The sequence below is a fragment of the Pseudomonas sp. 300 genome (assembly GCF_055803035.1).
Genome location: NZ_JAVLRV010000002.1, coordinates 460,409 through 475,614 on the forward strand (window position 1 = coordinate 460,409; position 15,206 = coordinate 475,614).

Here is a 15,206-nt window from a genome sequence, read left to right on the forward strand (position 1 = left end):
GATGTATTCATACCGTTGCAGAAGCTACGGTACCTGCAATCTTCTAAGTGGTTCTTTTATCCGCTTGTTTTTTTCCAAACGAGCCCCCATCTTGGTTTCAAGCTTACTTCCATCTGTTTACGGCCTTATGGCCGCCGTAGAGGCGAAATCATGAAGACAACCATCGAATTGCCTCTCCTGCCATTGCGTGATGTTGTGGTCTATCCGCACATGGTTATCCCGCTGTTCGTGGGGCGCGAGAAATCCATCGAAGCCCTCGAGGCCGCGATGACGGGCGACAAGCAGATTCTCCTGCTGGCTCAGAGAAACCCTGCTGACGACGATCCCGGTGAAGATGCACTTTATCGCGTAGGTACGATCGCTACCGTTCTGCAGTTGCTGAAGCTGCCTGACGGCACGGTCAAGGTTTTGGTCGAAGGTGAGCAGCGGGGCGCCGTGGAGCGCTTCAGCGAAGTGGACGGCCACTGCCGTGCCGAAGTCTCATTGATCGACGAAGTCGACGCGCCTGAGCGCGAGTCGGAAGTGTTTGTCCGCAGCCTGCTGGCTCAGTTCGAACAATATGTGCAGCTGGGCAAGAAAGTCCCCGCTGAGGTTCTGTCGTCGCTCAACAGCATCGACGAGCCAGGCCGCCTGGTCGACACCATGGCCGCGCACATGGCCCTGAAAATCGAGCAGAAGCAGGAAATCCTCGAAATCATCGATTTGTCGGCCCGGGTCGAGCACGTCCTGGCGTTGCTGGATGCCGAGATCGATTTGCTGCAAGTCGAAAAACGCATTCGCGGCCGCGTTAAAAAACAAATGGAGCGCAGCCAGCGCGAGTACTACCTGAATGAGCAGATGAAGGCCATTCAGAAAGAGCTCGGCGACAGCGACGAAGGCCACAACGAAATCGAAGAGCTGAAAAAGCGCATCGATGCGGCTGGCCTGCCGAAAGATGCCTTGGCCAAGGCCCAGGGCGAACTGAACAAGCTGAAACAGATGTCGCCAATGTCCGCGGAAGCAACCGTGGTGCGTTCGTACATCGACTGGCTGGTTCAGGTGCCGTGGAAGGCCCAGAGCAAAGTGCGCCTGGACCTGGCGCGTGCAGAAGACATCCTCGACGCAGATCACTACGGTCTGGAAGAAGTCAAAGAGCGGATCCTCGAATACCTCGCCGTGCAAAAGCGTGTGAAGAAGATTCGGGGGCCGGTGTTGTGCCTGGTCGGTCCTCCTGGTGTGGGTAAAACCTCGCTGGCGGAGTCGATTGCTCACGCGACCAACCGCAAATTCGTACGCATGGCCCTCGGCGGTGTGCGCGATGAAGCGGAAATTCGTGGTCATCGCCGGACTTATATCGGTTCGATGCCAGGAAGATTGATTCAAAAGATGACAAAAGTGGGCGTCCGCAACCCGCTGTTCCTGCTCGATGAAATCGACAAAATGGGCAGCGACATGCGTGGCGATCCAGCGTCGGCGTTGCTGGAAGTGCTCGACCCTGAGCAGAACCACAACTTCAACGATCACTATCTGGAAGTCGATTACGACCTGTCCGATGTGATGTTCCTGTGCACCTCGAACTCGATGAATATTCCACCGGCGTTGCTTGACCGGATGGAAGTGATTCGACTGCCGGGTTACACCGAAGACGAGAAGATCAACATTGCCGTCAAATACCTTTCGCCGAAGCAGATCACGGCCAACGGCCTGAAGAAAGGCGAGCTGGAATTCGACGCTGAAGCGATCCGCGACATCATCCGCTACTACACCCGCGAAGCCGGTGTACGTGGGCTGGAGCGCCAGATTGCGAAGGTTTGCCGCAAGGCGGTCAAAGAGCATGCACTGGAAAAACGCTTCTCGGTGAAGGTCACTGCCGACATGCTGGAACACTTCCTCGGCGTGCGTAAATTCCGCTACGGCCTGGCTGAATCGCAGGATCAGATCGGTCAGGTGACTGGGCTGGCATGGACTCAAGTGGGCGGCGAATTGCTGACCATCGAAGCCGCTGTCGTTCCGGGCAAAGGGCAGTTGATCAAGACCGGTTCGCTGGGTGACGTGATGGTCGAATCGATCACCGCCGCGTTGACCGTTGTCCGCAGCCGCGCGAAGAGCCTGGGGATTCCCCTGGACTTCCACGAGAAGCGCGACACGCACATCCACATGCCGGAAGGGGCCACCCCGAAGGACGGCCCTAGCGCCGGTGTAGGCATGTGCACGGCCCTCGTGTCGGCATTGACCGGCATTCCGGTGCGCGCTGACGTGGCCATGACCGGTGAAATCACCCTGCGCGGTCAAGTGCTGGCGATCGGCGGTCTGAAAGAAAAACTGCTCGCGGCTCACCGTGGCGGAATCAAGACGGTGATCATTCCTGAAGAGAACGTACGCGATCTGAAGGAAATTCCTGACAATATCAAGCAAGATCTGCAGATTAAACCGGTTAAATGGATTGACGAGGTCCTGCAAATTGCGCTGCAATACGCGCCGGAGCCCTTACCCGATGTAGCTCCGGAGATAGTTGCAAAGGATGAAAAACGCGAGTCTGACTCTAAGGAAAGAATTAGCACGCATTAGTACGCATTTGCCTGGGGGGCTTGTTGACAGCTTTTTAGAGCCCTTGTTATAAAGCGGCTCTTAAGTGTCTGTAGGCCATTCAGCACTCGTTTTTGCTTTCACCAAAAAACTTAGAATCATACTCAAATAGATATAAGGGGACTTAGAGTGAACAAGTCGGAACTGATTGATGCTATCGCTGCATCCGCTGATATCCCGAAAGCTGCTGCTGGCCGTGCGCTGGACGCTGTAATCGAATCCGTCACTGGCGCTCTCAAGGCTGGCGACTCTGTTGTTCTGGTTGGTTTCGGTACTTTCTCCGTGACTGATCGTCCAGCTCGCATTGGTCGTAACCCACAGACCGGTAAGACGCTGGAAATCGCAGCAGCCAAAAAACCAGGTTTCAAAGCCGGTAAAGCACTGAAAGAAGCTGTCAACTAAGTTCGATTCAGGTTTTTGCCTATCCGGGTCGGGGTCATGCCTGACCTGGCAGCGGAGCGGTAGTCCAGTCGGCGAGTAGCCGGTCCGAGACGCCGAGGGTCGCAAGTTCGAACCCTTGGTCCGTTCCGCCAGTTACGAGAAGGCGCATCCTCGGATGCGCCTTTCTTCTATCCGGATTCTACCCACGCTCCACGGTTGCCTAATTTTGAAGTTCAACCGTTTCTGGGGGACGCATGCTGCAGAATATCAGGGACAATTCACAAGGCTGGATTGCCAAGACCATTATCGGGATCATCGTTGTACTGATGGCGTTCACCGGTGTCGAGGCCATTTTCCAGGCGACGACCAACAGCCAGAACGCGGCCAAGGTCAACGGCGAAGAAATCAGTCAGAACGAGCTGAGCCAGGCGGTCGATATGCAACGCCGTCAGCTCATGCAACAGCTGGGCAAGGATTTCGATGCTTCCTTGCTCGACGAAAAAATGCTGCGCGAATCGGCCCTGAAAGGCTTGATCGACCGCAAACTGCTGCTGCAAGGGGCAGAAAACTCGAAATTCGCTTTTTCCGAAGCGGCTTTGGACCAAGTGATCCTGCAAACTCCTGAGTTCCAGGTGGACGGCAAGTTCAGCTCCGAGCGTTTCGATCAGGTCATTCGTCAACTCGGCTACAGCCGCATGCAATTCCGCCAGATGCTGGCTCAGGAAATGCTGATCGGCCAGTTGCGCGCAGGTCTGGCAGGCAGCGGTTTCGTCACCGACGCACAGGTTCTGGCCTTCGCCCGTCTGGAAAAACAGACCCGCGATTTCGCTACCCTGAACGTCAAGGCTGACCCGGCGGCTGTGAAGCTGACCGATGATGAGGTCAAGGCCTACTACGACGAGCACGCCAAGGAATTCATGACCCCGGATCAGGTGATCATTGATTACCTCGAACTGAAGAAATCTTCCTTCTTTGATCAGGTCGCAGTGAAAGACGAAGACCTGCAAGCGGCGTATCAGAAAGAAATCGCCAACTTGTCCGAGCAACGTCGGGCGGCGCACATTCTGATCGAAGTGAACGACAAGGTGACCGAGGCGCAAGCCAAGGCCAAAATCGAAGAGGTTCAGGTCCGTCTGGCCAAAGGCGAGAAGTTCGAGGCCCTGGCCAAGGAATTCTCTCAGGACCCGGGTTCGGCGAACAACGGCGGTGACCTCGGTTACGCAGGTCCGGGCGTCTACGACCCAGCGTTCGAAACCGCGCTGTATGCGTTGGCCAAGGATCAGGTTTCGGCCCCGGTCCGCACTGATTTCGGTTTCCACTTGATCAAGCTGTTGGGTGTCGAGGCTCCAGAAGTTCCGACCCTCGCCAGCCTGAAAGACAAGCTGACCAAAGAGCTGAAAACCCAGCAGGTCGAGCAGCGTTTCGTCGAGGCGACCAAGCAATTGGAAGACTCGTCGTTCGAATCCTCCGATCTGGCTCAGCCGGCGCAGGACCTGAAACTGACCGTTCACACCTCCAAGCCGTTCGGCCGGGAAGGTGGCGACGGCGTCACGGCCAACCGTGCTGTGATCACTGCCGCGTTCAGTCCTGAAGTGCTGGATGAGGGTGCCAACAGCACCGCCATCGAACTCGATCCGGAAACCGTGATCGTGTTGCGCGCCAAGGAACACCTGAAGCCCGCGCAACTGCCGCTGGAAAGCGTGTCTGCCGCCATCCGTGGGCAATTGGCCAAAGAGCACGCCAGTGCTGCCGCCAAAACCAAGGCTGATGAGCTGATTGCCAGCCTGCGTGAGGGCAAGACGCCGTTGGACAAGGCGATCGACGGCCAGAGCTGGAAAGTCACCGCTGCAGCGACTCGTGCTCAGGAAGGGATCGACCCGACTGTGCTGCAAGCCCTGTTCCGCATGCCGAAACCGGTTGCCAAAGACAAGCCGACCTTCAGCAGCGTGACCTTGGCCGATGGTAGCCTGGTGATCGTGCGTCTGAACGGCGTCAATGAAGCCGCTGCACCGACCGAAGAAGAGAAGGCTCAATACCGTCGCTTCCTCGCCTCGCGTATTGGCCAGCAAGACTTTGCGGCCTACCGCAAGCAACTCGAAGCGGAAGCGGACATCAAGCGTTTCTGATGCCTGATTGAGTTTCCCGCGACATAAAGACCCCGGCTGAAAGGCCGGGGTTTTTTGTGGGCGTGGGAAAAGTCGACAGGCACTGTCCGTCGCCTGGTTTTTTTTCGAACGACTTTTTCTGGTCAATGGTAGTCAACACACGTGTAACTGTTTCAAGACACTAATCGGTGCGACGCTAAGCATCGATCTGTTGCACAATACGCCCCGGACTGTTTTCCTCAGGATGTTCAATGTTTAAATCATTTCCCGTGCGGGTTGCCGGGCTGGCGTTGATGCTGGCCATCGCGGCCGGTTGCTCGTCGAAAAAAGCCCCGATCTATGAGCACGAGAACTTCGACGACTCCGGAACGTTTTCGCGCAATTACCCGGTGACCGATGCGCAGAGCTGCGAAGCCGCTCGTCGTGCGTTGCTCAGCCAGGGCTACATCATCACCAGCAGCGATCCGAAGCTGATCAGTGGTCACAAGAGCTTTCAGCAGACTGGCGAGACCCACATGGAGATCAGCTTCAGTGTGGTCTGTGCCGATGATGGCAGCGAAGGGCATCACGCGACCATGTTCGCCAACGCATTGCAGGATCGCTATGCGCTGAAGAAGACCAACAACTCCGCCAGCCTCGGTGTCGGCGTATTGGGTTCGGTATCGATGCCGATCGGCTCGTCCGACGACTCAATGGTCAAGGTTGCCAGCGAAACGGTCTCGTCGGCGAAGTTCTACGAGCGCTTCTTCACCCTGGTGGAGTTGTTCCTGCCGCCGGAAGCGAAAAAAGCCGCGCACATCGTCGAGAAGCCGAAAACCGACCTGGGCGTGCCTGAAACCAAGGCTGCACCTGCTCCGTTAGTGCCGACTCCGGCACCGCCTGCGGAACCAGCTCCAGCCCCGGCAGCTGAGCCTGCATCGGCACCTGCTGCGGAACCGGTTGCACCGCCACCTGAGCCTGCACCGGTTGCCCCGGCCGAAAACACCGAATCGACGCCGTTGACCGAAAACGTCACACCACCGCCGCAGTCGGATTTGCCTCCGCCGAGCGAACCGATTCCGGTCATGCCCGTCACTAGCCAGTAGTCGGTGACTGGCGTTCCGGGATCGGCTGGCAGCCCATCGATCCCGGAACAGTGTTCAAGTTTGATCCGCGTCAACTCCGGCCATATTCCTATGGCCTGTATCGAAAAAATCCTGTGATAAATTCCTGACCACCTGCTACGTTTTATTCAGTAGCGACGAAGCGTCATGCCTGCGTCATTTTTCTTTCACGCGGGCACTTTATGCTCAAGGCGCTGGTCATTTATTCAAGCGTTTTTTCAATGAGCTGCGGGAGATTCACAATGGACGATTATCAAGAAGAGCTGCTCGAGTTTCAGGCATTTGAACTCGACCCGCTGGAACCGGCCGAAGACGCTACCGAGTTGTAAGCGTCAGGTCGATTGGCGGTGACTGCGGCGAAATTCGCCGGGTGTCTGACCGCTCCAGCGTTTGAAAGCACGTTGAAACGCTTCGGCTGAGGCAAAGCCCAGCAGGTAGGCGATTTCACCGAACGCCAGTTCGGTGTCACGAATGTAGGTCATGGCCAAGTCGCGACGCGTGTCGTTGAGAATTGCACGAAACTGCGTGCCTTCCTCGGCGAGTTTGCGGCGCAGGGTCCAGGTAGGCAGCTTCAGGCGTGCCGCCACTTCTTCCAGGTCGGGTTCCCGGCCACCATTGAGCAACGGCCCCAGCAACTGAGTGATGCGTTCACGCAGGCTGCGGGTGCGTGTCAGCTGTTCCAGTTCCCGTTCACACAGTTGCAGCAAATGTCGCCACGTACTCGGGCAGTGCAGCGGGTTGCGCTGAGCGAGACTGGACAGACTCAGACGCAGTTGATTCTGTTCGGCGCCGAACTGGATCGGACAATCCCCCAGCACCGCGTACGCTTCTCGGTAATCCGGTTCGTCGAATTCGATCTCGATGCGCTCAGCGCTCAAGGGCGCAGGGCTGACGCTGGACAATTGATGCAACCAGCCGGCGATGATCGAATCCACCACGAAGCGGTTATAGGCGTTGTAAGGGCTGATGGAATAGAACCGCAGCCACGCGCCTTGGGCATCTTCATGGAAGCTCGATTGACCGCGATAGTTGGAGCCGTACAAGGCCTCGAAGCGAATCAGGCAACGTGCCGCTTCGCGCACTGTCGGCGCCTGCGCGGCAGTAACTCCGGCCAGGCCGGCCTGACTCAGACGGCTGAGCCGGCCCATGCGTAAACCCAGTGCCGGGTCGGCGGTCAGTTGGATGGCACCGTGGCCCAGGCGCATGTAGCGCGGGATAGACAGCCGGGCGCAGGCTTCGCCAAGTCGGGCGGGGTCGAGGCCATACTGGTCGAGCAGAGGCTGAGGATCGATGCCGTGACTGCGCACCGCGTCGGCCAGGCTATGAACAAAGCCCACCGACAAATCGCCCAGTCGCATCGGCAACGGTTTCATGGCTCACAACCAAAGATTCAGCAAGCGCGCACCACGGACATTTCCACCGGCGAAATGCTGCCCGTTGCTGCTGAGAAAGCTCTGCCCGGCGCTGCCCTGATCCCAGAATTGCCCGCGCAGGAACACGCTCATGCCAGCGATGGCCTGGCTGCTGGGCGGTTGAGCGGTCAGCGTCAGGCGATGCCAGGCCTGGCCTTCGCTGAGTTCGCCGGCCTTGAGGCTGACGGAACCGGGCGTCGATAAACCCTTGTAGCCGCGCCATGGTTTGTCCCAAGTGCCGCGACCGCTGACGAATGCCGGGACCGCGACCAGTTGCGTGCCCTGATTGTCGAGTTTGCGGTAGTTATCCGGGTACCAGCTATCGCTGCCGATCAGCACGCCCAGGCGTCCGGCCGGGGTGTCGACGACGTTGAGCGTGTGTTCGCCATTGGCTTCGATCACGTCGTTGTCATCGAAGATCGGGTGCATCTGCCGCTGTGGCTGGCCAATCGGCAGGCCATCGCGGCCGAACACCACGCTGCTGTTGTACAGCGCACCGCGCCCGATTTTCAGGGTGCCATCGATGATGCTCGGCTCCGGCAACACGATGGAGCCCGCTACCAGCGTCACGTGAAACTCCTTCGCCAGACCACCAAACAGCGCCTGGTAATCCTTGGCCATGCTCTTGGCTTTCATGCGCAGGTGCGCATCGTCGAGGCGGTTGTCACCCTTGGCACTGATCAACGCGCGGATGAACTTCAGCGGGTTGCTCACCGCCAGCCAGTTCATGGCTTCCTTGAGCGTGGTCGCCTGATACAACTCGTCTTTCTCGCCGCTGACCATCAGCCAGGTGCCGACATGTTCAGGCAGCACGACGATGGTTTTTTCATTCAACAGTCCCTGTTCCTGGGCTTTTTGCAAATAGGCCGCGAGTTTGCGGTGCAAGCGTTCAGGGCTTTGGTAGTCGGTGGGAAACAGTTCGGGCTGGATGCCCAGAAGATTGCCACGATCGGCAGGCAGGCCCTGATCGATGGCGAGATCGATACGCAGGTCCGACAGATAGTGACCCACCGGGCGATCCGCGGCCCACATGGCGTAGGTTGTCAGGACGGCAATCAATGCCAGGGAGAAAGACAGGTACAGAAGTTTGCGCATGGGAAAACAGTCGACGGCCGTTTGCAGGTTTCATGATTGGCGTGCAGATGGGGAACGAGGCTACGGTAAAACAGCGAGTCGAGGGGCTGTTTTTTTGATTTTTTTGCGGTTTTGACCGGAATGATGGCCGACGACGTCGAATCAACGCAAAGTCGTGTTGCCATGATCGATATGTGCTGAATTCGTCATCGCCCCGGCCTAAAGCGATCAAGCCGTGGGAGTTGGAGTGAGCCAGTCTGGACGGTCTGTTCAAGGAGGTCATTATGATCCGACTGTCTCTGGCCGAAGCTCGTGAGCTGGCCGAATCGATCTTGCTGCATAACGGTTTCAACCGGGCCCACGCTCAAGCGGTGACTGCCACGGTGATTGCCGGCGAACGCGATGGCTGCGCCTCCCATGGTTTGTATCGGATTCTTGGCTGCGTCAACTCGCTGAGGGCCGGCAAAGTAGCGGCTGATGCACAGCCGCAAGTCATCGATCAAGCGCCATCGATTGTGCGTGTGGATGCGGCGGGTGGTTTTTCGCAATTGGCATTCCAGGCCGGGCTGCCGGTGCTGGCGCACAAAGCCCGGGCAAACGGTATTGCCGCGTTGGCCATTAATCACTGTGTGCATTTCTCTGCGCTGTGGGTGGAGATCGAACAACTGACGGCGGCCGGTCTCGTGGCGTTGGCCTGCAATCCCAGTCATGCCTGGGTGGCGCCTGCGGGCGGCAGTCAGCCGGTGTTCGGCACCAATCCCATTGCGTTCGGCTGGCCACGCGCGGGCAAGGACCCGTTTGTGTTTGACTTCGCCACCAGCGCGATCGCTCGTGGCGATATCGAGTTGCACCGGCGCGCCGGTAAAGCAATTCCCGAGGGCTGGGGCGTAGACGCTCAGGGGCGGCCCAGCACCGACGCCAGCGTGGTGTTGGATGCGGGCGCGATGCTGACGTTCGGCGGGCACAAAGGTTCGGCGCTGGCGGCCATGGTGGAGCTGATCGCCGGACCGCTGATCGGTGACCTGACCAGTGCCGAGTCACTGGCTTACGACGCCGGGAGCAAGTCGTCGCCGTACCATGGCGAGTTGATCATCGCTCTTGATCCGCGACGTTTTCTCGGCGACTCCACCGAGCAGCATCTGGCCCGCGCCGAGGTCTTGTTCGAGAGCATTGAAGGGCAGGGCGCACGGTTGCCCTCGCAACGGCGCTACGAGGCGCGAGCGCGTAGCCTGGTGGAGGGCGTGGAGATTTCCGAGGGCTTGTACAACGACCTCAAAGCACTGCTGGAATGACTGAACGAATACGCCACCGGAAAACCCGGTGGCGTTTTTTTTACAGCGGGTCCCGCTGGCTAATGCCATCCACCAGCCGGGCGATACCCAGCGGGTTGGCGTTTTTCAGCGGGTCCGGCAAGAGCGCGTCCGGGCAGTTCTGGTAACACACCGGGCGCAGGAATCGCTCGATGGCCAGGCTGCCGACCGAGGTGCCACGCGCATCGGAGGTGGCCGGGTAGGGGCCTCCGTGCACCATCGCATCGCAGACTTCGACGCCGGTCGGGTAGCCGTTGAACAAGACTCGGCCGACCTTTTGCTCCAGCAGCGGTAACAGCTCGCTGTGATTGTGCAGGTCGTCGGCGTCAGCCATCAGTGTGGCCGTCAGTTGCCCGTGCAAATGCTGAAGTGCCCGTTGCAGTTCGGCTTTGTCGGCCACTTCCACCAGGATCGTCGCGGGGCCGAACACTTCTTCCTGCAACAGCGGGTCGCCATCGAGCAACAGACTGACGTCAGCCTTGAACAGTTGCGGCTGCGCTTGCGGGCCTTGATGATCGCGGCCGGCCAGGTGAGTGATTTTCGGATGTGCGCACAAGGCCTGCACACCGTTGACGTAGCTGTTGAGCGTACCGTGGTTGAGCATGGTCTGGTCTGGTTGTTCGGCCATCAATGCGCCGAGCAATTGGGTAAAGGCACTGAACGCGGGCGAGCGAATACCGATCACCAGTCCCGGGTTAGTGCAGAATTGGCCACAGCCGAGCACCACGGAGGCGGCGAGTTCGCTGGCAATTTTTTCGCCTCGCCGTTGCAGGGCTTCGGGCAATAGCACCACCGGATTGATGCTGCTCATTTCAGCGAACACGGGAATCGGCTGGGGTCGTGCCGCAGCCATGTCGCACAGCGCGCGGCCACCCTTGAGTGAGCCGGTAAAGCCCACCGCCTGGATGGCCGGATGCTTGACCAGCGCTTCGCCGACGCCCGCGCCGTAGATCATGTTGAACACACCCTTGGGCATACCGGTTTGCTCGGCCGCCCGCAGGATCGCGTTGGCCACTCGTTCAGCGGTTGCCATATGCCCGCTGTGGGCCTTGAACACCACCGGACAGCCTGCGGCCAACGCCGCAGCGGTATCGCCACCAGCGGTGGAAAAGGCCAACGGGAAATTGCTCGCACCGAACACGGCGACCGGGCCGACGCCGATCCGGTATTGGCGCAGATCAACCCGTGGCAGCGGTTTGCGATCAGGCAGGGCCCGGTCGATGCGTGCAGCATAAAAATCGCCACGCCGCAGGACGTGGGCAAACAGGCGCATCTGGCTGCTGGTGCGAGTACGCTCACCCAGAATGCGTCCGTTCGGCAGCGCCGTCTCGCGGGTCACCAGCGCGACGAAATCATCGTCCAGTGCCTCCAATTGTGTGGCGATGGCGTCGAGAAACTCTGCGCGGCGTTCGGCCGACAGCGTACGAAAGGTCGGGTAGGCGGCTGCGGCGGCCTGGGCGGCAGCGTCGACTTCATCCACGGTGGCCTGCATGAACGTGTAGGGCAGCGCCTCACCGGTGCTGGCGTCATGGCTACGCACGATGACCTTGCCGGCGGCGCTGCGCGCACCACCGATGTAGTTGTGTCCGATGATCTCGGGCATGAAAAGCTCCTGTCGGAATGTAGAGACCCTGTAGGCGCCAGCAAGCCGGCGCCTACAGGGCATCGTGTCAGGCCAGTGAATCGCTGCGGCGCACAGGCGCAGGTTCGGCGTCGGTCAGGGCGGCGATGCGCGCGGCGGATTCGCTGTCCACCAGATGCAACGACTTGCCCCGTGTTTCCCGAGTAAGGCCGACAGCGACAATCGAGATCAGCGATGCACCGACCAGGTAAAACGCGATCGGTGTCGAGCTGTGATACTTGTTGAGCAAGGTGATCGCAATCAGCGGGGCGAGGGAGCCGGCGAAGATCGGCGCCACCTGGTAGCACAGGGACAACGCGGTGTAGCGCACGTGGGTCGGGAACATTTCGGCCATCAGCGCCGAGTAGGGCGCGTAGGTCATCGACTCGATCGCCAGGCCCAGGGTGATGGCGGCCATGATCAGCCAGTTGTTGCCGGTGTCCATCATCGGGAAACCGATGAAACCCCAGAACGCCGTGAGCACCGCGCCTGTCAGGTAAACCGGTTTGCGCCCGACCAGATCGGACAGATAACCCATCAGCGGAATCATGAAGAAGTGCAGCAGGTGGGCGCCGAACATCAGCAACAGAATTTCGGAAGTGTCTTTGTGCACCACCAGTTTCAGGTAGGTAATCGAGAAGGTTACGACGGTGTAGTAGAGGATGTTCTCGGCAAACCGCGCCCCGATACCGACCAGCACCGAGCGCCAGTGGTGACGCAGCACTTCAACCACGCCCAGTTGCTGTTGACTGGTCTGCGCCTGACGGGCCTGGGCTTCCTTGAAAATCGGCGCGTCATCGACGCTCGTGCGAATCCAGTAGCCGATCAGCACCACGATGGCCGAGAACCAGAACGCCACGCGCCAGCCCCAGCTGAGGAATTGCTCCTCCGACAGATTCGACGACAACAGCAGCAGCGCAACCGTCGCCACCAGGTTACCGGCCGGGACACCGGCCTGCGGCCAACTGGCCCAGAAACCTCGACGATTGTCCGGGCAGTGCTCGGACACCAGCAGAATCGCACCGCCCCATTCGCCGCCAAAGGCAAAACCCTGGATCAACCGCAGCAGCACCAGCAACACCGGCGCGGCATAGCCGATCTGGTTGAAGCCGGGCAGGCAACCCATCAGGAAGGTGGTGATACCGACCACCACAAGGCTCAGTTGCAGCAGGCGCTTGCGGCCGTATTTGTCGCCGTAGTGACCGAACACCAGGCCACCCAGCGGGCGGGCGAGAAAACCCACGGCGTACAGGGCGAAGGCGGCGATGATGCCGTCGATGGGGCTGTCGGTCTGACGGAAGAACAACTGGCCGAAGACCAGTGCCGACGCGGTGCCATAAAGGAAGAATTCATACCATTCGGCGACGGTGCCGGCCATGGCGGCGGCCACGACACGCTTGAGTCCCGAGGGTGTGGTTGCGCTGTGAGTGTGTTGAGCGTTGGGCATGCTGGCGGTTCCTGTAGGGGCGCAAAAAACAGGTAGCCGGGCCGGGTCCGCAAAGACCCGCCCGGCAATCACTCAGAGACCGACGTCCGGCAAGTGCGGACGGTTGGCCAAGGCCTTGGCCATGATCTGCTCGACGAAGACCCGATCTTCTTCTGGCAGGGCCAGGCGTGGCGGACGGGTCAGCGCGCTGCCGCGACCGGCGATGGCTTCGCACAGCTTGATGCACTGCACCAGGTCGGCACGGGCGTCGAGGTGCAGGATCGGCATCAGCCATTCGTAAATCGGCATGGCTTCGGCATAGCGTCCGGCCTTGGCCAGTCGGAAGATGGTTTCGCCTTCTTTCGGGAACACGTTGGACATGCCCGACACCCAGCCTTCAGCGCCCACGGCGAGGCTTTCCAGCACCACATCGTCGAGGCCGGCGAACAGCACAAAACGGTCACCGACTTCGTTGCGAATGTCGATGAAGCGGCGGGTGTCGCCAGAGGAATCCTTGAAGCACACCACGTTGTCGCAGTCGGCCAGGGCAATCAGGATGTCCGGGGTCACGTCGTTTTTGTAGATCGGCGGGTTGTTGTAGACCATCAGCGGCACGTCGGCGTTTTTTGCCACGTAGCGGTAATGCTCGGCGGTTTCGAACGGCTTGGAACCGTAGACCAGCGCCGGCATCAGCATCACGCCATCGACACCGACCTTGCGCACGGCGTTGGCGACCTTGGCCGCTTGCACACTGGTGAATTCGGCCACACCGCAAATCACTGGCACACGGCCGCGCGAGGCATCGACCGCGACTTCGGTCACAGCGATTTTTTCTTCAGCGGTCAGTGAGGTGTTCTCGCCTACCGAGCCACACACCACCAGGCCCGACACCCCATCGCGGATCACGTTGGAAATGACCTGATGGGTTTTCTCCAGGTTGATCGAGAAGTCATCGTTGAATTGAGTGGTCACCGCGGGGAAGACGCCACTCCAGTTAATACGCTTGCTCATTGTTGCCTCCGGGTTATTTATTGTATTTCGTATACGATATTTAAAATGAAAAGAATCGGCTAGTGCTTTTTTCAGGTTTGCGGGATTTCTGCCAGCCGTCGGTCGGGGTCTTCGGTGCTTCAGCGATCAGGCGCCGGGCCACGTGTCTGACAGTCGATAGCCTTGTGGCCACGGATCACTTGGATCGAGCAGCAGTTGATGGGTGCCGGTAATCCAGGCCCGTCCGGAAATGCACGGGTAGATTGCGGGACGCCCGGCCACTTCGGTCAGTGAGTCAATCCGACAGTGGAATTCGGAGCCGATAATCGAGCGCCCGATAAAGCGCTCGCCGACGCGCATCAAACCTTTGGCGTGCATCACCGCCATGCGTGCCGAGCAACCCGTACCGGTCGGCGAGCGGTCGATCTTGCCCGGTTGAATCACCACTGCATTGGCGCCGGTGGCGATGCCGTTCTCATAATCGATGGGCGCGGCGATCTGGCAAAAGGAAATGTGCGACCACTCAGGGTTCAGCGGATGCACGAAACCCAATTGCTCATTGGCGGCACGGGTGATTTTCAGTCCGACCGCCACTAAATCGGCGGCTTCATCGGGACTGATTGCAAAGCCCAAGCTGTTGGCATCGGCGATCACAAAGCTGTCGCCGCCATAGGCGGTATCGACCTTGAGTGTGCCGACGCCTTCCACTTCGATCCACGCGTCGAGGCGATCGGCGAAGGACGGCACGTTTTTGATTTCCACCCGTTCGACCTTGCCGTCACGGCAATCGGCGACGGCCTCGATCAGGCCGCCGGGGGCTTCGAGCACCAAGCGGGTTTGCGGTTCGGTCATCGGCACAATCCCGGTGTCGAGCAGCACGGTGGCCACGCACAATGAATTGGAGCCGGACATCGGCGGGGTATCCGCCGGTTCCATGATGATCCAGGCCATGTGCGCCCGCGGATCCTTGGCCGGCACCAGCAGGTTGACGTGGCGGAATACCCCGCCACGCGGTTCGTTGAGCACGAAGTTGCGCAGGGTTTCATCCCTGGCGATCCAGCGCGATTGTTCCCACACCGTGGTGCCGGGCGGTGGTGCGACCCCGCCGACAATCACGTCGCCGACTTCACCTTCGGCGTGGCAGCTGACGATGTGAATCACTTTTGATGAGCGCATGCTTTGCTCCTTGTTTGGTCTGTCAGGGCCCCATCGCGGGCAA

At 59.5% G+C, this 15,206-nt stretch carries 12 protein-coding genes; 6 read left to right on the forward strand and 6 right to left on the reverse strand.

Annotation, left to right across the window (positions count from 1 at the left end):
* Positions 1 to 150 precede the first annotated feature (150 nt).
* From lon to Q7W83_RS08325, 5 genes are all read left to right on the forward strand, one after another.
* Positions 151 to 2,547, forward strand: coding sequence for an endopeptidase La (gene lon, locus Q7W83_RS08305; protein ID WP_052909694.1), 2,397 nt, complete (start codon positions 151 to 153; stop codon positions 2,545 to 2,547).
* Between the two features lie 147 nt (positions 2,548 to 2,694).
* The gene (locus Q7W83_RS08310; protein WP_002552737.1) at positions 2,695 to 2,967 is read left to right on the forward strand and encodes an HU family DNA-binding protein; all 273 of its coding nucleotides are present in this window, start codon (positions 2,695 to 2,697) and stop codon (positions 2,965 to 2,967) included.
* A 233-nt stretch (positions 2,968 to 3,200) separates the two neighbouring features.
* Positions 3,201 to 5,072 carry a SurA N-terminal domain-containing protein gene (locus tag Q7W83_RS08315; RefSeq protein WP_150638825.1) on the forward strand — a complete coding sequence of 624 codons (1,872 nt, stop codon included), beginning with the start codon at positions 3,201 to 3,203 and terminating at the stop codon, positions 5,070 to 5,072.
* A gap of 230 nt (positions 5,073 to 5,302) precedes the next feature.
* Positions 5,303 to 6,136 carry a DUF2242 domain-containing protein gene (locus Q7W83_RS08320; protein WP_150632553.1) on the forward strand — a complete coding sequence of 278 codons (834 nt, stop codon included), beginning with the start codon at positions 5,303 to 5,305 and terminating at the stop codon, positions 6,134 to 6,136.
* Between the two features lie 200 nt (positions 6,137 to 6,336).
* The gene (locus Q7W83_RS08325; RefSeq protein ID WP_191623712.1) at positions 6,337 to 6,483 is read left to right on the forward strand and encodes a hypothetical protein; all 147 of its coding nucleotides are present in this window, start codon (positions 6,337 to 6,339) and stop codon (positions 6,481 to 6,483) included.
* A gap of 3 nt (positions 6,484 to 6,486) precedes the next feature.
* Here the strand turns inward: Q7W83_RS08325 and Q7W83_RS08330 are convergent, their stop codons facing one another.
* Positions 6,487 to 7,527 (reverse strand): AraC family transcriptional regulator, encoded by a 1,041-nt coding sequence (locus Q7W83_RS08330; RefSeq protein ID WP_150638821.1) that lies wholly within the window; start codon positions 7,525 to 7,527, stop codon positions 6,487 to 6,489.
* 3 nt (positions 7,528 to 7,530) lie between these two features.
* Positions 7,531 to 8,661, reverse strand: a complete 1,131-nt coding sequence (locus Q7W83_RS08335) for a nitrilase-related carbon-nitrogen hydrolase (protein ID WP_150638819.1) — start codon at positions 8,659 to 8,661, stop codon at positions 7,531 to 7,533.
* A gap of 263 nt (positions 8,662 to 8,924) precedes the next feature.
* Between Q7W83_RS08335 and Q7W83_RS08340 the strand changes: the two genes are divergently transcribed.
* Entirely contained in the window at positions 8,925 to 9,932 is a 1,008-nt protein-coding gene (locus Q7W83_RS08340; RefSeq protein WP_473655892.1) for an Ldh family oxidoreductase, read from the forward strand.
* Positions 9,933 to 9,972: 40 nt separating this feature from the next.
* On the opposite strand, the gene Q7W83_RS08345 is transcribed toward Q7W83_RS08340, so the two are convergent.
* The 4 genes from Q7W83_RS08345 to Q7W83_RS08360 form a co-directional block, all read right to left on the reverse strand.
* Complete coding sequence (locus Q7W83_RS08345; protein ID WP_473655893.1) at positions 9,973 to 11,553, reverse strand: aldehyde dehydrogenase (NADP(+)); 1,581 nt, start codon at positions 11,551 to 11,553, stop codon at positions 9,973 to 9,975.
* Between the two features lie 67 nt (positions 11,554 to 11,620).
* On the reverse strand, positions 11,621 to 13,018 hold the full coding sequence (abaF, locus tag Q7W83_RS08350) for a fosfomycin efflux MFS transporter AbaF (protein ID WP_150632558.1): 1,398 nt from the start codon (positions 13,016 to 13,018) through the stop codon (positions 11,621 to 11,623).
* A gap of 72 nt (positions 13,019 to 13,090) precedes the next feature.
* Positions 13,091 to 14,008, reverse strand: a complete 918-nt coding sequence (locus Q7W83_RS08355; protein ID WP_150632559.1) for a dihydrodipicolinate synthase family protein — start codon at positions 14,006 to 14,008, stop codon at positions 13,091 to 13,093.
* A 126-nt stretch (positions 14,009 to 14,134) separates the two neighbouring features.
* A complete protein-coding gene (locus Q7W83_RS08360) occupies positions 14,135 to 15,163 on the reverse strand; it encodes a trans-3-hydroxy-L-proline dehydratase (protein ID WP_150653070.1) in 1,029 nt (342 codons plus the stop codon).
* Positions 15,164 to 15,206 lie beyond the last annotated feature (43 nt).